Source organism: Blautia pseudococcoides (assembly GCF_001689125.2).
Lineage (GTDB): Bacteria > Bacillota > Clostridia > Lachnospirales > Lachnospiraceae > Blautia > Blautia pseudococcoides.
The window spans coordinates 402,777-423,522 of record NZ_CP015405.2; the positions used below are offsets into that span (position 1 = coordinate 402,777).

A 20,746-nucleotide genomic window follows, 5' to 3' on the forward strand; every position below is an offset into this window, starting at 1 on the left:
AAATAAAATTATGGATATGAATCATTGCGGAATTACATAAAGAAGGAGAAAACAGTATGAGTACATTTGGAGGAAAAACTCTATTGATCACAGGAGGGACTGGGTCTTTCGGAAATGCAGTTTTGAATCGGTTTCTTACAACGGATATCGGTGAAATCCGTATTTTTTCTCGGGATGAAAAAAAACAGGATGATATGAGACACGAATATCAAGCCAAATATCCAGATCATGCAGATAAAATTAAGTTTTATATAGGGGACGTTAGAAGTATGGAGTCCGTTCGTGCTGTGACGCACGATACAGATTATATTTTCCATGCGGCAGCGTTGAAACAGGTACCATCCTGCGAATTTTTTCCAATGGAAGCAGTAAGAACAAATGTTATTGGTACAAATAATGTTTTAGCAGCAGCAGTTGATGCCGGAGTAAAATCCGTTATCTGTCTGTCTACAGATAAAGCCGCATATCCTGTTAATGCAATGGGTATAACGAAAGCATTGGAAGAAAGAGTAGCAGTTGCGAAATCAAGAACAGTAGATCCCAAAAGAACAAAGATATGCTGTACACGTTACGGTAATGTTATGTGCAGCCGGGGATCCGTTATTCCACTTTGGATCGAACAGATAAAAAAGGGTGAAGCCATTACCATAACGGAGCCTTCGATGACAAGATTCATTATGTCTCTTGATGAGGCTGTAGACTTAGTGATGTTTGCATTTGAAAATGGAACAAACGGTGATGTTCTTGTTCAGAAGGCTCCTGCTTGTACAATTGCAGTACAGGTACAGGCTGTTTGCGAATTGTTTGGTAGAAAAAAAGAGGATATCAGAATTATCGGTATTCGCCATGGTGAAAAAATGTATGAAACGCTTCTCACAAATGAGGAATGTGCAAAGGCAGTAGATATGGGGGATTTTTATCGTGTTCCGGCTGATAATCGCGGACTGAACTATGATAAATATTTTAAAGACGGTGACACTGGACGAAATACATTATCAGAGTTTAATAGTAATAATACGCAATTACTGGATGTTGAGGAAGTAAAAGCTAAATTAATAAAGCTTGAATATATTAGAAATGAGATGGATGCAGCGGGTCTAAAGTATTAAATATGGATAGGAGATGGACAGGTGAAAATATTAATAACAGGGGCCAAGGGGTTTGTCGGCCGAAATTTGGTGGAAAGCTTAAAATGCATCAGAGACGGAAAAGACAAAGTACATAAGATTGAAAAGTTAAATTGTGCATCGGATTTGGACATCTGTACCTATGATGTTGATTCTCAACCAGAGGAACTGGAAAATGCTTGCAAGGACTGCTCTTTTGTATTTAATCTTGCTGGTGTAAATCGGCCAAAAGACCAGACTGAATTTATGGCCGGTAATTTTGGCTTTGCTTCTACATTATTGAACACTTTAAGGAAATATAATAATAACTGTCCGGTTATGCTTTCAAGCTCCATTCAAGCCACACTCATTGGCCGATATGGGACCTCTGACTATGGAAAATCCAAGTTGGCAGGAGAAGAATGTTTTTTTAACTATTCCAAAGAGACTGGTGCAAAGGTACTGGTATATCGTTTTCCAAACTTATTTGGAAAATGGTGCAGAGCAAATTACAATTCCGTGGTTGCCACATTTTGTAATAATATTGCAAATGATTTACCTATCCATGTAAACGATCGCAATACAAAGTTGGAGCTTCTTTATATTGATGATTTGATTGAGGAGTTGTTATCTGCTCTTAATGGAGAGGAACATCATTGTGAATTTGAGGGTTTAGAAACAGTCAAAAAGAATAATGGAAAATATTGCTTTGTTCCAACAACTTATCATGTGACGCTGGGGGAGATGGTTGATATATTGGATCGTTTTAAATCGCAGCCGCGGACGTTAGTTATGCCGGAGATTCCAAATAATTCTTTTGAAAAAAAGTTATATTCTACTTATTTATCTTATTTACCGAAAGAAAAAGTGGCGTTCCCGTTAAAGATGAATGTTGATGACCGGGGAAGTTTTACGGAATTAATGAAAACTGCTCGTTGCGGACAGGTTTCCATCAACATTAGTAAACCAGGAATCACAAAAGGGCAACACTGGCATCATAGTAAATGGGAGATATTTATTGTGGTTTCCGGTCATGGTTTGATTCAGGAACGGAAGCTTGGTTCAGATGAGATATTAGAATTTGAAGTGTCTGGTGATAAAATTGAGGCAATCCATATGCTGCCAGGATATACACATAATATTATAAACTTGTCTGATACAAAGGATTTGGTGACTGTGATGTGGGCAAATGAACAGTTTGACCAAATGCATCCCGATACATTTGGAGAGTCAGTTTAAAAGTGGAGAACGGATAAGATGGAGATAAAATTTGATTATTCAGAAATAAAATTCAAACATGATGGGAGATTAAAACTTCTGATCATTGTAGGAACCAGACCGGAAATTATTCGGCTTGCAGCTACCATCAATAAATGTAGAAGATATTTTGATTGTGTTCTTGCACATACTGGACAGAACTATGATTATAATTTGAATGGGGTGTTTTTTCGCGATTTAAAGTTGGATGCACCAGAAGTTTATATGGATACAGTAGGTGATGATCTAGGTGCAACCGTTGGAAATATAATAAATTGTTCCTATAAACTGATGAACCGGATTAAACCCGATGCATTGCTTATTCTTGGTGATACTAATTCCTGTTTATCTGCAATTGCTGCAAAACGTTTACATATCCCGATTTTTCATATGGAAGCCGGAAACCGCTGTAAAGATGAGTGTTTACCGGAGGAAACGAACAGGCGGATAGTAGATATTATATCAGATGTGAATTTAGCGTATTCAGAACATGCTCGTGGTTATTTAGCTGATTGTGGACTTCCAAAGGAACGTACCTATGTGACTGGCTCTCCAATGGCAGAGGTGCTGCATCAAAACTTTAAGGAAATTAAAGCGTCTGATATATTGTCAAAACTTTGCCTGGAACCTAAGAAATATATATTGTTGTCAGCGCATCGTGAAGAAAATATTGATACGGAGAAGAACTTTCTTTCACTGTTCAATGCTATTAACAAATTAGCTGAGAAATATGATCTGCCGATTCTGTATTCTTGCCATCCGAGAAGTAAAAAGCGTTTGGCACAATCTGGTTTTCAGCTCGATCATCGAGTGATTCAGCATGAGCCATTGGGATTCCACGATTACAATCATTTGCAAATGAACGCTTTTGTGGTGGTGTCTGATTCAGGAACATTACCAGAAGAGAGCAGTTTCTTTAACAGTGTAGGGCATCCGTTCCCTGCTGTGTGTATCAGAACGTCCACGGAACGCCCGGAAGCTTTAGATAAAGCAGGGTTTATACTTGCAGGGATTGATGAGAAATCCCTGTTACAGGCGGTGACAACTGCTGTGGATATGTTTGTAAAAGGTGATCATGGCAATACAGTACCGGACTATTTAGATGAGAATGTAAGCACTAAGGTAATTAAAATAATTCAGTCTTATACAGGAGTAATTGATAAGATGGTTTGGAGGAAATATTAACAGTGAATCGATAAGCGGGTGGCAGCACCGGAAGGCAGTATAAATCTGGATCCTATGGGTACTTCCGAACGAAATACAGCCGCACAGTATACGGAAGGATCATACCGTGCGGCCGTTTTATGTCATATGCTTTAGAGGGTGCATGAGACATCATTTTTCTTTTTTCAACATATGGATCATATCCGACAATTCCCGCTCATCACATCCAAAAGGAACCGTGAGCGTATTCCCTTCTTCCTTATAAAGCGAAACCGTTTCCAGCGCATGTGGATTCCCAGCCCAGGCGCGTCTTGCCACGCCGCACATAACATCATAGTTTACAGCCCGGCAGATGATCTCATCCACCTCCGGGGAGCCATCCAGGAGCAGCCCGTAGCCACAGCTTTGCGAGTTGCCGATTCCTGTTCCGCCGCCGTTGTGTATGGTCATCATGGTCATACCCATAGCGGAATCACCGCCGTAAACCAGTGCAGACATATCAGCCGTTATGTTGCTCCCGTCATGGATATTGGAAGTTTCTCTTGAAGGTGCATCCACACCGCCTGTATCCATGTGGTCACGGCCCATCATGATAGGCCCGGTTTTGCCTTCCCGCACCAGACGGTTGAAGGCAAGGGCAATTTTTTTCCTGGTCTCCCCGTCCTGATAAAGTATCCTGGCCTGTGTACCCATAACAAGATGATTCTCTCCTGCATGTTTGATCCACAGATAATTGTCATAGTCCTGGAACCTGCGATCTTTGTCAATACAGTCCATTGCGGTCTGGTCTGTCAGTGCCAGATCCTCCGGTTTTCCGCTCAGTACAACCCAGCGGAAGGGTCCGTAACCATAGTCAAAAAGAGTAGGGCCCATGAACTCTTCCACAAAGGATTTATAAATAAATCCATCCAGATCATTTTCTCCATTCCTGCACACTTCCCTGATCCCAATATCATACATAGTGGTGGTCAGGCTGTTTCCGTAGTCAAAGAAATAGGTGCCTTTGGACCGCAAAATCTCGATCAATTCATGATGCCTGAACAAAGTCTTCTTTACTTTTTCCTCAAATAATTCCTTATTCTCGGCAAGCATTTTTGTCCGTTCCTCAAAAGTCATTCCCTGGGGACAGTATCCCCCGTCAAATGCCACGTGACAGGACGTCTGGTCTGTGAGCAGGTCAATGTTCTGTTCCGTTTCCACAGCATATTCCAGCAAATCCACAATATTTCCATGGAACCCAATGGAAATAGGTTCCCTTTTCTGCTGGTATTCCCCTGCGAGAGCAAACGCTTCTCTGGGTGTATGCACCATAGCCTTGATCCAGCCAAGACGCATACGCAGCTCTATTTTAGAGGCATCCACCTCCGCGATGATCCCCACACCCTGGCACAGTTCAATGGCCTTACCCTGTGCCCCGCTCATCCCTCCAAGACCGGCAGAGACGAGGAGATTTCCCCTAAGAACTTCCTCACTGCTTTTGTGGAGTATCTGTCTTGCTGCTGCCAGAAATGTAGAATATGTGCCGTGCACAATTCCCTGGGATCCGATATAAAACCATCCTCCTGCCGTGAACTGTCCGTAATTGGTAACCCCAAGGGCAGCGCACCGGTTCCACTGTTCCGGGGTGTTATATTTCCCCACCATGAGACCATTGGCAAGTATGACTCTGGGACAGGAACGGGCCGATTTGAAAAGGCCTGCCGGATGACCGGAACTGACTACAAGCGTCTGTTCCTCTGTGATCTGCTCCAGGTATTTTTTTATGAGCCGGTACTGCATCCAGTTCTGGCATACCTGTCCGGTCTCCCCATAGGTGACCAGCTCGTAGGGATAAAGCGCCACGTCAGAATTCAGGTTGTTGTCTATCATGACCTGAATGGCTTTTCCGGCCAGGCATTTTCCCTTGTATTCATCTACTGGTTTTCCATAAATTGCTCCGTGAGGCCGGAAACGGTAGCCGTAAATCCGGCCATGCTCCATGAGTTCCTGATAGAACTCCGGAATGATTTCCCGGTGATATTTGGGGGGAATGTAGCGCAGGGCATTTTTTACGGCAAGTTTAATATCTGCTTCGCCAAGCGCAGCCTCCCGCTTCGGAGCCCGGCGCACTGCCGGGTCGAAGGAGCCGGGAGAGGGCAGAGGCCCCTCCCATGCATATAAAATAGTGTCCATATTCTATCCTTCCTTGCCTTTACAGACTGCGGGACAGCTCGTAGGCATCCCAGACCGCGTACATAATATTCCGCACTCTCCGGGCATCCCCCAGCAGGTAAATTTCATTTTCCTCCAGACTCAGCTGTTCATAAAGCGCGTTGTTGGAGGTATATCCAATGGCACAGACGAAGGTGTCAGCCTCCAAATTGTGCTCTTCCCCGTTTTTTGTATAAGTGACAGTCCTGTCTTCCATGCATTTGACGCCTGCGCCTGCTATCTGCTGCACATGATGGAACTTCAGCAGATCTTTCAGCATGATCTTATTCATATGAGGCACCGGTGCACCGGCCGACAGTATTTCCGGCAGGGCTTCCAGTATGGTAACCTGTCTGTTGTTTTCAGCAAGGTCAAGAGCAAGTTCACAGCCTACAAGCCCGCCCCCGATGATAACTGTATGATCGCCGGGAGTGATCTCACCGGAAAAGATGCGTTCTGCAGGGTACATATCATGGTTTCCGGGCAGACGCAGGGTCCGCGGAGTGGAACCTATGGCTACAATGACCGTGTCGTGGGGATAGGATTTCAGGGTATCTGCTGTCACAGCGGTATTGTAATGAATTTCTACACCTAAATCTTCCAGTGTTCTTTGATACCAGTCAACCAGTTTTAAATCATCGTGTTTGAAGGACGGCGCCCCGGCCAGATGAAGGGCCCCCCCGGGACGGCTGCTCTTTTCCAGGATGACGGGATAATGTCCCCTGAGCTTCAGGACTCTGGCGGCTTCCATTCCTGCCACGCCTGCCCCGATAATGAGAACTCTTTTCTTTACACATGCAGGCTGCAGATAATAGGAGGTTTCTCTTCCGCAGGAGGGGTTTACAGCACAGGAAACAGGCTTTGCAGTGATCAGCCGGTTCATGCAGCCTTCATGGCACCCAAGGCAGGGGCGTACGAATTCAAATCTGCCGCTCCTTATTTTATTTACCGTGTCAGGGTCCGCAAGAAGGCTTCTGCCAAGTGCGATCAGGTCGGTTTTTCCGTCCCGCAGGGCATCGGAGGCCAAATCCGGATCTTCCATGCGCCCGGCGATGAGGATTGGTACATCCATTTCTTTTTTCAGGATTTCACCAAAAGGTATGTTCATGCCTTTTTCAAAATACATGGGCGGATGGGACCAGTACCAGGAATCATAGGTTCCGGCATCCACATCCAGCGCGTCATAACCTGCTTTTACCAGGATTTTGGCAGCTTCAATGCCTTCCGGGATATCACGGCCAAGCTCTTCAAAGTCTTCTCCGGGAAGGCCGCCCTGGCGCATGCCTTTTATGTAGGATTTTAAACTGTAGCGGAGGATGACCGGGAATTTCTCTCCGCATTTTTTCTTGATGTTCTGCACTACTTCGCAGGCAAAACGCAGGCGGTTTTCCAGACATCCGCCATATGCGTCTGTCCGTTTGTTAAAGAGGGGCAGGGCAAACTGATCCAGAAGATATCCTTCATGGACAGCATGGATCTCAATGCCGTCAAAACCGGCCTGCTGGCAGATTTTTGCCGTATCTCCGCAGCGCTCCACGATCCTGTGGATCTCGTCCACTGTCAATTCCCTGCACATAAGTGTTTTATCCCAGTAGCTGCTCACAGGGGAGGGCGCAACAGGAGGCTGTCCGCAGAGCAGATGAGGTTTCAGTACACGGCCGAATCCTGCTGTGAGCTGGGTGAATATTTTAGAACCGTAGGCATGGACACGCTCACACATTTCCGCTGTGTTCATAATAAAGGTAGATGGATTATCTGTTGGGCACGGCATGGTTCCGTCCACAGCTTTTTCGATATCATTTTCCGCATAAATGGTGCCTGTGATGATAAGGCCTACCCCGCCTTTGGCCCTGGCCACATAGTATTCAATGCCCCGTTCATTGAAGGTGTTTTCCGCTGTTACCATTCCTCCGGTACCCATAGCGGCCATCACATATCTGTTTTTCAGGGTACAGCCTGCAAGCTGATAAGGTTCAAATAAAATCTTATGGTTATCTTTCATGGTTTTCACACTCCGAATCTGTTTTTTTGCCGGCATGATGCGATCACACCAGTATTTTAGCCATCAGCGCTACCATTGGAATCAGGATAATGGTACGGATGAAAAAGATTTTTACCAGGTCGCCGAAGCCCACAGGAATATCAGATTCCAGCATGGCGTTGGCACTTTCCGTGAAGAATATGATCTGTGATGTGGACAGTACAACTACGAAAAAAGCACTGGCCGCAGCCACAGCTTTGCCTTTGATCAAGGTTGCCGGTATGGATAAGGCAAAGATTCCCACAATGGAGGAGGCAGCGATCTGCTGCGCGTCCTGCAGGCCTAAAAGGCTTAAAACCGGAGCCATGGGAATGGCGATCCATTTGGCAATGGGCGTATAATTAAAAATTAAAAGGCAGATGACGGAAAGAGATACAATAAATGCATTTACTTTGATGCCGAACATAAAAGAAGATTTCAACTGTTCTATAAATACCGTAAATTTTGTGCCGGATGATTTTTCCAGGGCATCCCTGTAGGCCGCCGGAAAAGTCTTGCTGCTGTAATGTTCCGGTTTTCTCTGCGTTTCAGTCTGTACAGTGCCGTCAATGAAGGCGTCCGGTTTTCTGGACAGAGGAGGGATACGGATCATAATGGCAGCCAGTACAAATACACAGATAAATGCCGCCAGAACCACCTCACTGTAGAGGTTTTCTATTCCGGCTATGGAAGACAGGAAGGCAAATCCGCCCAGACTGGCAATACTGAAGTTGGTGGTGATAGAACTGGCTTCTCTTGCTGTGTATACTTTTTTCTGGTACAGGTCATTGGTGATCATAACGCCGGCGGCGGGAGCTGCCACAAAGGAAGAGATGGCATCTACAGCGGATTTACCGGGCACTCTGTACACACGGCGCATAATTGGCTCAAGCAGTTTACCCAGGAATTCCAGAAAACCGAATTCTGTGATAAAGGCTACCAGAGTTCCGGCTACCATAATAGCAAAGAAAGAGTCTGCAGCTATGCTTAAAGAGGTTTCACCGATCTCCGGGTCGATCATTGCAGCAGGCCCCACATGGAAAATGGCCATAACACTGAATATGGCTGCTGTGCCATAGGTAAAATAGGAAAAAAGATTGTCTTTTTGATAGGTGCTTTTCAGGATTCCGGGCACATTTTTTCCGTATTTTACATAGATACTGGCAGCCAGCACTGCCAGGCAGGAAATCATGACAAAAATGTACTGGGCCTTTGGCCCCAGGGCGTTTTGAATGATATCCATGATATGTACCATGGGTACTTTTTTGTTTCCGTTATAAGGAATGGTAACAAAGAAAAGGAAAACGCCGATAATGCTGCAGATGAAAAAACGTATTTTGACACTTGAATTATATGCTGTCTTATTTTCCATGATCAAACTCCTTTATTCTTTAAAAGGTGATGGGGCCGCAGGCGGTCTCCACTGCCTCGATCAGGCTGTCATCAGCAAGCAGTTCCTCACAGGCATTGATCTCAGGGTAAAGCTCCCGGTCTTTGTCATAGAAGGGGATTTTGCTCCGTACCATGTCATAAGCTGCTTTGGTTCCCTTTCCCAGCACTCCCTTTTTGCCTGTATCGGACTGGCTTCTTAAATCAATGGCCTGGCAGGCACAGAGGATTTCCATAGCCAGCACACGGCGGACATTATCCGCAATATCCCGGGCCGTCCGGGCAGAAATGGTACCCATGGATACATGGTCTTCCTGGTTGGCAGATGAGGGGATGCTGTCCACACAGGCCGGGTGTGCCAGGATCTTATTCTCAGAAACCAGGGCAGCGGCACAATACTGTACGATCATATAACCGGAATTCAGCCCGCCGCCTTCCACCAAAAATGCGGGAAGTCCGTAGTTGAGGGCAGGGTTCACGAGGCGTTCAATGCGGCGTTCAGCCACATCAGCAAGTTCAGCCACAGCGATTCCCAGAAAATCGAAGGTGAGGGCCATAGGCTGTCCGTGGAAGTTTCCGCCGGAGATGACTTCCTGGGTCTGGGGGAAAATGATGGGGTTGTCTGTGACCGAATTCATTTCCACTTCGATCTGTTCCATGATATAATTCAGGGCATTTTTGGAAGCACCGTGTATCTGAGGCAGACAGCGGAGGGTATAAGGATCCTGAACACGCAGTTCGCCCTGTTCTGTAGTCATCCCGCTACCTTCCATAAGTTCATTTAAAATGCGGGCTGTGTCAATCTGTCCTTTGTGGGGACGGGTCAGGTGAACCTGCGGTTTCAGGGCTGTGGTGATGCCGTTCAGGGCTTCAAAGGTGAGGGCGGCTGCAATATCCCCGTATTTTATCAGCCGAATGGCGTCGTATACTGTGAGTGCGCCCACTGCGGTCATAACCTGTGTGCCGTTGATAAGCGCGATTCCTTCTTTTTCATGAAGATTGATAACAGGGATTCCTGCCTTTTCCATTGCCTCCCTGCCCGGATAAATATGTCCTTCGTATTCGGCAAGTCCCATACCCATCATAGGAAGGACCATATGGGAAAGGGGAGCCAGATCGCCGCTGGCGCCCAGAGAGCCTTTCTGCGGGATGACGGGATGCAGGTGTTTGTTCAGCATGGCTGCCAGGGTTTCCACTGTCTCAGAGCGTGCGCCGGAAAAGCCTTTCGCCAGGTTGTTCAGACGCAGCAGAATGATACCGCGGACCACTTCTGTGGGGAATGCTTCACCGGCGCCTACGGCATGGGTCATAATGACATTTTTTTGAAGCTGCACACAGTCTTCTTTGGATATGACTACATCACTGAATTTGCCGAAACCGGTGGTGACACCATATACGACCTCCTCCCGTTCTACAAAATCGTCAATGATCTTTCTGGAAGCACGGATGCGCTCCATGGCCTCTTTGTCCAGTTCTACGGGAGCATGAAAACGGCAGACTGCTGCCAGTTCATCCAAGGTTAAGGTCTCGCCTGTAATGATTACGGTTTGCATAAGAAATCCTCCTCTTTTTATATAGTTTCTTCATATATGATTTTCTTAATTATAGACTGCTTCTGTCAGTTTTTCGTCACTTTTCGACTTGACATTATGGGCAAATTAAAGTTTTAACAAGAAAAAGTAAAAAGGGAGGAGATGTTTAGGATGACGATTGCATGATTTCTTTACGGAACGGGAAAATTCAGATATAATGTAAGGCAGATATCTAAATGCGAAAAAATTAACAAAGTTTATGGGGCATAAATTTTATCAGTAAAGGGGAAAGACGGAGAGATGAAAATTACAGTTCGTTTTTTGGGAAAATCTGAGATTATCAGGGATGGCACCCATGTGATGATTCCGCAGAAAAAGATCCAGGCATTGCTTTTATATCTTCTTTTTAATGAGAGCTGTTCCAGGGACGAGCTGGCAGCCTTGCTCTGGGAGGAACAGAATGAGGAGGGAGCAAGGCGCAATCTGCGGAACAGTCTGTATAAGCTGCGCACCCTGTTGGGGGACGGGGTGCTGGTCACCATGGGAAAGGAGTATATCAAGCTGGACCCGGCGGTGGAGATCGCCAGGGATACGGATGTATTTCTCATGGATAACGGAGAGAAATATCTGCTGCAGATGGAGAGCTGCTGTTTCCTGGATAAATTTCATCTGAAGAATTGTGCCGGATTTGAAAAATGGGTGAGCAGTATGCAGAACGTATATGAAAAACTGTTTGTGGACCGTTTTCTGCCGGCTATGAAAAAGTGTATGGAGAGGGAGGATTTCACAGCCGCGGAAGGATATGCAAGAAAAATACTGCTGCTGGACCCCTATCAGGAAATGGCCTGCTGCGCGCTGATGCAGATTTACGCCGCCCGGGGGGATTATAATAAGGCGGTGCTGGTCTATACCGGATTTGCGGAGGCGCTGAGAAAAGACGTGGGTGTGGAGCCGGAACCGCGCACAAAAGACCAGTACGAAAAAATTCTGTTCATGCGCAAAAGGCGGCGGGAGGAAGGGGACGGCTGTCTCTACGGAGGACACCTGCAGGCTGTGGCGGAACTTTCAAAGGAGTATCTTAAGTACAGCCGCAGAGAGGAGGCGGATATGTGCATTCTCTGCGGAAGTGTGGGCATGGGGAAATCCATGGTCCTGAAAACTTTTATAGAGAGTATGGATACAAAAGTCATCTCCGTGGAATTTCAGGTATCAGACCAGCAGGTCAGATATCTGGCATTGGAGAAAGTCATGGAGCAGGTCTGTGACAGGTGCCGCATTGCCCTTCCCCAGGAAAATATGGAGTTTTTTGGTGGGAACAGTGACATCTGTTACAGGAACCGGCTGGAAACCATGATGAAGGCTGTGAGAAGAAAGGGCAGCGATTATATTCTGCTTCTCAGAAACATGGAGTCTGTGGATGAGCAGAGCCTCAACCTGCTTATCTCCTGTTTTTTTGAGCGTTACAGGAGGGATTTTTTTATTCTGATGGAATACTGTCCGAATTTTCAGGCGCAGCCACAGCTTCTGGCGCGTCTGGAGTCTGTTTCACGGGTCCGGGTGGTGAGACTGCATCATCTGACAGAGGAGGAGAGCAGGGCGTATCTGGTGGACGCACTGGAAGAAAGGTTTCCGGAAAAACTGTCCTCCCACAGTATCTATGAATATACCGGAGGAAATCTCAGGTTTTTGAAGGATGTGGCGGAAAATATCCGTGTGGGAGCAGAAGTATATTTTCGGTTTTTGCCGGAGACGGAGAGAACCCTGGAGCGGATGTTTTCCGGTTTCCGCCAGGAAGAGTATGAGTATCTGGAATATCTGTCCGTGATGGAGCACGGGACGGATGTACAGCAGCTTGGCAGTATTCTGGGGGAGAACTCTGTGAAGATAATGAAAATCCTGGATTTTCTCATGCGCAGAAGGCTGCTTGCCGAGACAGGCGGAGGAAAGCGCAGAATGTTGAAGATACGGGAGAAAATGGTCCGGGACATGATCTATGAGCGCACTTCCCAGTTTAAACGCCTGGAACTGCACAAACTGGCGATCCGGTATTATGAAAAGATATACCAAAAGAACAGAAGCGTATATTTCTATCTGTCCGGACTTCGGTACCATTACGGTTTTACAGACTGTGAATATGAGAAGCTTTACTATGACATTATGAATCTGCAGTATGTATTGGACTATTATGATGAATTTTTTCCCACAGTGGTCAATGACGAGGATACAAGAAACAGTATAAGGCTTGACAGGGAGAGGATCTACCAGGATATGGAGGAATATACCCAGCGCCTGGAAGCCATGGAGGATGAGGTGGAATTCCGGAATTATGAAGAACTCCATATGGTACTTGATTTTCTTGCGGGGCGTTCTCTGACCAGAGACGGCAAACGGAAGCAGGGGATCGTGTGTATCCAGAAGATGATGGATCGTGCCGGGGAGCTGGAACGGACGGATATGCTTTTGAAAGGCTATGTGGAATTGATCTGCTACGGCCTGAAGGAAGGCAGTGTGGAATGGATGGAAACGTATTTGAAGGAAGCAAAATCCACAGAGAACCTGAAAGCGTATGCCAGAGAAAGAGGGGTGCTGCTGCGGCTGGAGGGGTATTGTAATATTCTGAAAGAAGAGTATGACAGGGCGGAACATCTGCTGCTCTTATCCATCCAGCTATTTGAAAGTCCGAAGATGAAACGGGCCAATTATTTTAATGTGGCTGGTGCTTACGACTATCTGGCCCTTATTTACAGGCGGCGGGGAGAATATGAAAAGGCCGGAAAGATCATGGAGAAAGCAATTTGTCTCTGCCGGGAAAAGCGGGTGATAAAAAGCCTGGATCTGTTCTATGAAGATTACGGCTATATTTTGTATCTGCAGGGGAAGTATGAGGAGGCAGAGCGGTATTTTAAGAAAAGTGCCAGAATCTATGAGGAATTCGGCACCTATTGGCTCCGTTCGGTGGGGGAATGCTGCATGTCCGTGATCGCCCTGTCCAGAAACGAGGAGGACAAAGCGCTGGAGCATTTCCGTATGGCCGGGATATTTTCACAGAAGGATATGACAGCGGAGGAACTTAAGATGCTGGAGGAGACAAGAGCCAGGCTGAAGGCAGCAAAAGTATTGAGGTGAGATAAAAATGATACCACAGATCAAAAAAAGAATGAAGGATATGCGGATATTCGGCAAGATGTTCCTATCCTGCCTGCTGGTCACACTGCTCATATCTCTGATCTCAGGAGGCATTACATACTATATCGCATCTGAGATCATTCTAAAAAAGACAGTGATGCAGACAGAGGAGACCATTAAGCAGATATCCGAGAATTACGATTCGTTTATGAAATTAGTATATAATAAGCTGGATTATCTGGCATTTAATCCTACGGTGCAGGAGGAACTGGTATACGGCAGGCCGGGGGAGGACGAGGAGGGCTATTACAGCGGGACCAGAAAATTAAAACGGCTGATGGTCCAGATGTTCAACAGTATCCATATGGAAGACATGGAGATATACGGAGAAAACGGAAAGGAATATTTCTGCTCCATACTCTATCAGGCACCGGATCTGCCAAATACGGAAGAATTAAAGCAGACAGCCCGGGAACGCATGGGCGCTATTGTCTGTGTCAATGACATTGGGACAAGCGGCAGTCTGCAGGTGATGAAGGAGATCAAGGACATTTTGTCCATGCAGTCCCTGGGAGTCCTGCGCACCTCCATCCGCCTGTCCGCCCTGGAGCGTATACAGCACAATGTGGATTTCGCGTCCTCAGGAAAGATGATCCTTTTGGATGACAACAATGAGATCATACTGGGGGAGAGATCAGAACTAACAGACCGGGCGGACGATCTGTTTGTAAAATGGGATGATTCCTTCCGGTATGAAATGGACAACGCCGCTTATCAGGTGGTTTATCAAGTCTCAGAGTACACAGGCTGGAAAACCATAGGAATCCTTCCGGACAAAGAGATCAGTAAATCCATTATGCCGCTGCAGACCGGAACCGCTGTGGCGGCAGTGCTGGGCATTCTGCTGAGTCTTGCCCTGTCAGGTATTATGTCTTATTTTCTTGTCCGCCCTATTAGAAGTACGGTGGGGGCACTGAAAAAATTTTCAAACGGGGATTTCAAGGTCCGTCTGGAAGAGGAGCGCAAGGATGAATTCGGAGAGATGAACCAGGTGTTTAACTCCACCATTCAGAAGGTGGAAAAACTGCTGGAGGAGATTGCGCACAGCCGTGTATTGAACAAAGAAATGGAATTTAAGGCACTCCAGGCCCAGATCAATCCCCATTTTCTGTATAATGCCCTGGATACCATCAACTGGATGGCTCATAAAGAAGGCAGGGATGACATATGCCATATGGTCAGCGCAGTCAGCAGTCTGCTCCGTATCAGTATCAATAATAAGGAAGCTGTTTTTACCGTGGAAAAGGAGCTTCGGTATGTGAAGGATTACCTTTATATCCAGAAGACACGGTACCGTGACCGGTTTGAGGTGGTATTTGATATAGACCCTGAAATCTGTCAGCAGCTCATTCCCAAGCTTACCATTCAGCCCCTGGTGGAAAATGCCATTGTGCACAGTGTTGAGGTGAGCAGAGAGAAAGCGGAGCTTACGGTGGAAGGGCACAGGGAAGGGGAAAACGTTCTGATCTGCGTATCTGACACAGGCGTGGGAATGACAGAGAAGACCAGGAAGGCACTTCTTATGGAGCCGGGCAGCACAGACAGGCAGGATATCAATACCGCCCATACAGGGCTGGGTGTCTACGCAGTACACCAGAGGTTGAAATATCTGTTCGGGGAAGGGTACGGACTGACCATCCGGTCAAGTCCGGGGGAGGGGACTTGTATCACAATACGGATCCCCTTTCAGATGGACCCGGAGGAAGTCTATGTACGTGCAGAAAATTTAGTGTAGAGGAGACCTGAAAATGGACTTGAAAGTTCTGATTCTTGATGATGAATATATTATACTGGACGGATTATGTTCCTTTCCCTGGGAATCCTACGGCTGCTGTGTGGTGGGAAGCGCTGGAGATGGGGCAGAGGGATTGGCGCTTGCAGCCAAGCATCATCCGGATATTATACTGAGTGATATAAAAATGCCGGGAATGGATGGTTTGGAATTTTCCAAGCAGATAAAACTGGAGGATCCGGACACAGAGATCATCCTGCTGACAGGCTATGATAATTTCTCTTTTGCACAGCAGGCCCTGCGTATCGGGGTCTGCGAGTACCTGCTCAAACCTGTGAATTTCAGAGAAATGCATGCAGTGATCGAAAAAGTCTGCAGCCGCATCCGCCTGCGAAATAAGAAGAAAAAAGATGATTCGGAAATGCGCAAGAAATACCAGAAGACCCTGCCCCTGGTGAGGAGCAAGCTCATCTCTGATCTGATATACGGCAGGCTGCAAGGCCCCGGGGATATGGCTGTGCGTATGGAACTTTTGGGCATCAGAATGGAGCAGTATGTTTTTGTCTACGCCCGTATGCAGAACTGTGCAGGCGGGCAGGCAGCGGATATGGAACCGGGACTATACGATTTTGTGGTATGCAATATCTGTGAGGAATCCTTAAGACAGACCAGTGTACAGGTGTATTCCGAGACAGATACTCTGGGATACTGTTTTATTGTGGTCTATCCAAGATCTGTGGACGGCAGGGACTGTGTCAGCCATTGTGTGCAGGCCTGTGAGGAGATCCAGAAAAATATAAAGGATATCACCATGGGGGATATATCTTTTGGGATCAGCCTTGCCCGGACTGACCCCTATTCTGTAAATATGTCTTACAAGCAGGCCGTGGAAGCCTGTGAGCAGTGCGTGTATATGGGGGAAGGTTCCAGCATTCTGGAATATACTGATGTGGCGGATGTGCAGATAAATACCTGGAACATTACAGAGGGAGAGCGGAAGCGGTTATTTTCGGAAGTTGCGAGAGGAAATATTGAGACCGCTAAGAATTTTGCAGGACAGATATTCGAGGGCTGTGATGATTTGGACGTTATGCGGTATGCTGCCATGGAGCTTTTGATAAGCTGTTTTCAGTATCTTGGGCACGAATCCCAGAAATTCCGGTCTGCTGTGGAAAAGACCTCCGTACTGACCGAGAGTATTGAGAAGATGTTTTCTTGCCATACACGACGGGAGTTGCTGGACTATCTGAAAAAGTCCCTGAGTTTTCTGGGAGACCAGAACAGAGGGGTTAAACTGGACCGGAACCAGCAGACAGCACAGCGTATTTTAAAATATATAGAGGAACATTACAGGGAGGACCTTTCCCTGGATTTCCTTGCCGAGTATTTTAAGATCAGCAAGACATATATCAACAGGCTGCTGAAGAACAATACAGGGAAAAGCTTTCTGGAAATCCTGCTGGACTGCAGGCTTGTAAAGGCAGAACAGCTTATTTCAGAGAACAGGTATAAAATTTACGAGGTGGCGGAAATAGTGGGCTACCATGACCTGAGTTATTTTATCCGGGTATTCAAGAAAAAATATGGGGTGACTCCCAATGTATACCGCAGAATATAATGCGCCATCCAGCCGAATACCAGTGAATTCAACACCCGCTATCTACGCCAGGAGCACGCCTGCAAAGCTAGTCGTAGCGCCGCGGATGGAGCATAACAGAAATAGAAAAAATGCGCACAAACAAAAGAGGGAGTGCGCATTTTTTTTATGGTTTCGTTTCCATATGTCCGGTTTTTACCATATTTTTGCATATGGATTTTCTGCGGGGATATTTATAATATAAGCATAACAACAAAGAAATGGTATTTCAAAGGAGGAAAAGTATGAAAGCAAAAAAGATGGCAGCACTGGCACTGGCCGGAGTGATGGGAGTTTCCACACTGCTCGCAGGGTGCGGAGGGGAGGGAAGCTCCCAGACCGGAGCGTCAGTGAAGAAAACTTCAGATGCAGGAGAGAAGTCATCCGGGGAGCGGAAGAAGATAACAGCGCTTCTCCGCTGTAGTGAGACATCCACAAAGTACATTATCCTGAAAAAGCTGCTGACAGATTTCAGTGAGGAGAAAGGGCTGGAAGCGCCTGAATTTGAGCTTGTGAGCAGCGATGCGGACTATGTGACAAAGCTGCAGCTTTATATCAACAGCAATGCGCTGCCTGACATTTACGGCTGTGCCAATGGCGCCCTGTCTAAAGCGGCTAAGGATATCAATGCCATTGTGAATATTGGGGATGAACTGGAACGTATCGGCATGAAAGATGATATGAACGGGGCTGTGTATGACTTTTTCAAGGATGCGGAGGATGAAAATGTATATCTGTTTCCGGAGAGTCTGAACTGTGAATTTTTCCTGTACAGAAAGGATATCTTTGAGAAATATGATCTGGAGGTGCCGAAAACATGGGATGATTTCCTGAGTGTCTGCCAGACGTTAAAGGAGAAGGAAGAGATTCCGCTTATTGTGGCAGGGAAAGAGAACTGGCAGCTTATGAGATATCTCTCCTTTGCGCCGTGGCGTATGACAAAAGACCGGTTTATTATGGATTACATTGGCAAAAAGGAGACTTTCTCTGAAAATACTGCGGCTAAAGAGGGTGTGGACCTGCTTTATACACTGGGAACAGAAGGATATTTCCAGGGTGGATTTTTGAGCACAGACTACACGGCAGCCACGGATCTGTTCTTTGGCGGCACAGGTTGTATGTGGTACAGCGGATCCGGTCAGATCTCACAGGCAAGTGAGATGTACAGCAACGGTGAGCTTGGATTTTTCCCGGTACCGGATGTGGAAGGCCAGGAGAATATGGAGACCAATATCCCCATTCACGGTGGATTCGGAACAGCCTTCAATGCCCAGACCTATGATGATACTATGAAGGAGTTATTCCGGTATATGTGCGAAAATTATTCGGATTCCTGTTATAACGATGCTAAAGTCTTCTCACCCTTCAATGATGAGATCCCAGAGGGCTTAGACCAGATGTTCTATGATATGCAGCCATTATTTGAGACGGCTACAGACGCCTGGGTATCCTGGGATGACAAGCTGGATTCCGCTACTCTGACAAATCTGGTGGATGAGCAGCAGAAACTGGCACAGGGTAAGGAAACGCCTGAAGAATTTGAGGCGGCAGCAGACCAGTTTATCATCAATAACAGGAAATAAGAATTGCAGGAGACAGGTGTTTCCGGCACCTGTCTCCTTTTCTGTCTTGAAATGCCGAAATGCATGATTGTTCGCAACAGTTCAGACAGGTCTGCGCATTCACAGCGCTGACCGTATGAATGCGTGGGGGCAGCAGGCATCCGGCCCGTCGCGAAGGAAATGGTAAAGCGGTTATGTTTTTCGGCACATGACAGAGAAAGGATAATAGTATGCAAAAGTCGTTTGGACGTAAAAAAGTAATTATGATGTTCCTGCTGCCGGCCTTTCTTGTGTATACCTTGTTTGTGGTAGTATCTGTAGTCTGGGCGGGATATTACAGCCTTTTTGACTGGAGCGGCGTGGGAGAAAAGAGTTTTTTAGGGGTGCAGAATTATATTCAGTTATTTACAAATGACCCCACCTTTTGGGCAGCCGCTGCACACACGCTGATCTACACAGGGATCTGTGTACTTATACAGGTTTTCGGCGGGCTGCTGTTTGCTGTATTTCTGAGCAGAGTGACAAAATTCAGAGCAGGACTGCAGACCTTGTATTATGTGCCCGTGGTGATTTCTTCCGTAGCCATCTGCCAGATATTTACAAAGCTTTTATCCGTGACACCGCCCGGAGTCATTAATTCTGTGCTGGGATTTTTCAATGCGGATCTTCTCTATATGGAGTGGATCTCCAATGATTCCCTTTCCCTTTTGGTGGCGGCATTTGTGGAAGGTTATAAGTATCTGGGGCTTTATATGGTTATCTTTTATGCAGCGCTTATGGGTGTTCCGAGGGAACTGGAGGAGGCTGCGATCATGGACGGCACCAATGTGGTGCAGCTTTACAGACATGTGAAGATTCCGTATATCAGGCCGGTTATCCTTGCCAACTGCGTACTGGTGCTGAACGGCTCTCTGCGTTCCTTTGATATTTCCTTCCTCCTGACAAAAGGAGGGCCTGGCAATTCATCGGAGCTTATGTCCACATATATGTATAAACAGGCATTTTCCAGTATGAAATACGGATATGGAAGTGCAGTAGCCATGGCGATCGTGGCGATCTGCCTGCTGGCTGGGTTTGTGTTCAGGAGAGTTACGGAAAGAGGTGAGGAAGCATGAGTATGAGGACAAAAAAGAATATCTTTACCGGATGCAAGGTGCTGGCAGGGGGGCTGCTGCTGATCCTCCAGGTATATCCGATCTTTTATGTGATCATGTCCAGTATGAAGACAACCGATGACTTCCGGCACCTGGCTTCCTATGCCCTGCCGAGAGCGGTTGATTTCAGCAATTATATCAAGGTATTTACCACAAGCCCCATGCTGACTTACTTTAAGAACAGCATCATCATTACGGTAGGTGTGCTGGTTCCACTGCTTTTGATAAGCTTTATGGCGGGATTTGCTCTGAGCAAGATCCAATTTAAGGGAAATAAAAAAATACTTTCCTATTTCCTTCTGGGACTGATGCTGCCGTTTCAAGTGGCACTGATTCCCCTGTTTACGATCTTCAGTAAAATGAACATGTTAAATACATATCCGGCAATCATACTTCCGCAGATTGCATTTTCCCTTTCCTATTCGATCCAGCTTTTTTACTCTTTCAGTAAATTTTTGCCGGATGAGATTGTGGAAGCTGCCATCATTGACGGCTGTACGCCCATGAAGACATTCTTCCGGATCATTTTTCCCATGTCTACGAATTCCATCCTGACCGTGGCCACCATGCAGGGGGTATTTACCTGGAACGACTTCATCAATGCCTATACCTTTACGCGTTCTACGGACATGAAGACCGTGACACTGGGGCTGAATGACTTTGTGGGATTTATGGGGACTACAGACTGGGGTGCCACGTTTGCGGCTATCACGGTCACAGTGCTGCCAACGTTCCTGTTTTATTTTTTTACGAATAAATATATGCTGAGCGGACTGACCGCCGGGGCGGTCAAGGGCTGACACGGCACCGCTTACTAT

The 20,746-nt window shown here is 46.5% G+C and carries 13 protein-coding genes; 9 read left to right on the forward strand and 4 right to left on the reverse strand.

What is annotated here, in order from left to right:
* Window positions 1-56 precede the first annotated feature (56 nt).
* From A4V09_RS01975 to wecB, 3 genes are read left to right on the forward strand one after another with little or no spacing between them, the layout of a single operon-like run.
* Window positions 57-1,109, forward strand: coding sequence for a polysaccharide biosynthesis protein (locus A4V09_RS01975; protein WP_065540856.1), 1,053 nt, complete (start codon window positions 57-59; stop codon window positions 1,107-1,109).
* Between the two features lie 21 nt (window positions 1,110-1,130).
* Window positions 1,131-2,345 carry a polysaccharide biosynthesis C-terminal domain-containing protein gene (locus A4V09_RS01980; protein WP_065540857.1) on the forward strand — a complete coding sequence of 405 codons (1,215 nt, stop codon included), beginning with the start codon at window positions 1,131-1,133 and terminating at the stop codon, window positions 2,343-2,345.
* Between the two features lie 18 nt (window positions 2,346-2,363).
* Window positions 2,364-3,548, forward strand: coding sequence for a non-hydrolyzing UDP-N-acetylglucosamine 2-epimerase (wecB, locus tag A4V09_RS01985; RefSeq protein WP_065540858.1), 1,185 nt, complete (start codon window positions 2,364-2,366; stop codon window positions 3,546-3,548).
* 150 nt (window positions 3,549-3,698) lie between these two features.
* On the opposite strand, the gene hutU is transcribed toward wecB, so the two are convergent.
* Genes hutU through hutH form a run of 4 tightly spaced genes read right to left on the reverse strand, consistent with a single transcriptional unit; the run spans window position 3,699 to window position 10,679 of the window.
* Window positions 3,699-5,699 (reverse strand): urocanate hydratase, encoded by a 2,001-nt coding sequence (hutU, locus tag A4V09_RS01990; RefSeq protein ID WP_065540859.1) that lies wholly within the window; start codon window positions 5,697-5,699, stop codon window positions 3,699-3,701.
* 19 nt (window positions 5,700-5,718) lie between these two features.
* A complete protein-coding gene (locus tag A4V09_RS01995) occupies window positions 5,719-7,719 on the reverse strand; it encodes an oxidoreductase (protein WP_065544589.1) in 2,001 nt (666 codons plus the stop codon).
* Window positions 7,720-7,762: 43 nt separating this feature from the next.
* The gene (locus A4V09_RS02000) at window positions 7,763-9,109 is read right to left on the reverse strand and encodes a YjiH family protein (protein WP_065540860.1); all 1,347 of its coding nucleotides are present in this window, start codon (window positions 9,107-9,109) and stop codon (window positions 7,763-7,765) included.
* 19 nt (window positions 9,110-9,128) lie between these two features.
* Entirely contained in the window at window positions 9,129-10,679 is a 1,551-nt protein-coding gene (hutH, locus tag A4V09_RS02005) for a histidine ammonia-lyase (protein ID WP_065540861.1), read from the reverse strand.
* 279 nt (window positions 10,680-10,958) lie between these two features.
* Between hutH and A4V09_RS02010 the strand changes: the two genes are divergently transcribed.
* The 6 genes from A4V09_RS02010 to A4V09_RS02035 all read left to right on the forward strand — a co-directional run bounded on the left by A4V09_RS02010 (window position 10,959) and on the right by A4V09_RS02035 (window position 20,728).
* Entirely contained in the window at window positions 10,959-13,784 is a 2,826-nt protein-coding gene (locus tag A4V09_RS02010) for a tetratricopeptide repeat protein (protein WP_065540862.1), read from the forward strand.
* Window positions 13,785-13,791: 7 nt separating this feature from the next.
* Window positions 13,792-15,579 carry a cache domain-containing sensor histidine kinase gene (locus A4V09_RS02015; RefSeq protein WP_065540863.1) on the forward strand — a complete coding sequence of 596 codons (1,788 nt, stop codon included), beginning with the start codon at window positions 13,792-13,794 and terminating at the stop codon, window positions 15,577-15,579.
* Window positions 15,580-15,592: 13 nt separating this feature from the next.
* Window positions 15,593-17,194, forward strand: a complete 1,602-nt coding sequence (locus A4V09_RS02020) for a response regulator transcription factor (protein ID WP_065540864.1) — start codon at window positions 15,593-15,595, stop codon at window positions 17,192-17,194.
* A gap of 263 nt (window positions 17,195-17,457) precedes the next feature.
* Window positions 17,458-18,795: an ABC transporter substrate-binding protein gene (locus A4V09_RS02025; RefSeq protein WP_065540865.1), complete on the forward strand. Its 1,338-nt coding sequence runs from the start codon at window positions 17,458-17,460 to the stop codon at window positions 18,793-18,795.
* A 209-nt stretch (window positions 18,796-19,004) separates the two neighbouring features.
* Window positions 19,005-19,889 (forward strand): carbohydrate ABC transporter permease, encoded by an 885-nt coding sequence (locus A4V09_RS02030; protein ID WP_065540866.1) that lies wholly within the window; start codon window positions 19,005-19,007, stop codon window positions 19,887-19,889.
* A 2-nt stretch (window positions 19,890-19,891) separates the two neighbouring features.
* Window positions 19,892-20,728: a carbohydrate ABC transporter permease gene (locus A4V09_RS02035; RefSeq protein WP_242963920.1), complete on the forward strand. Its 837-nt coding sequence runs from the start codon at window positions 19,892-19,894 to the stop codon at window positions 20,726-20,728.
* The last annotated feature ends 18 nt before the right edge of the window (window positions 20,729-20,746 follow it).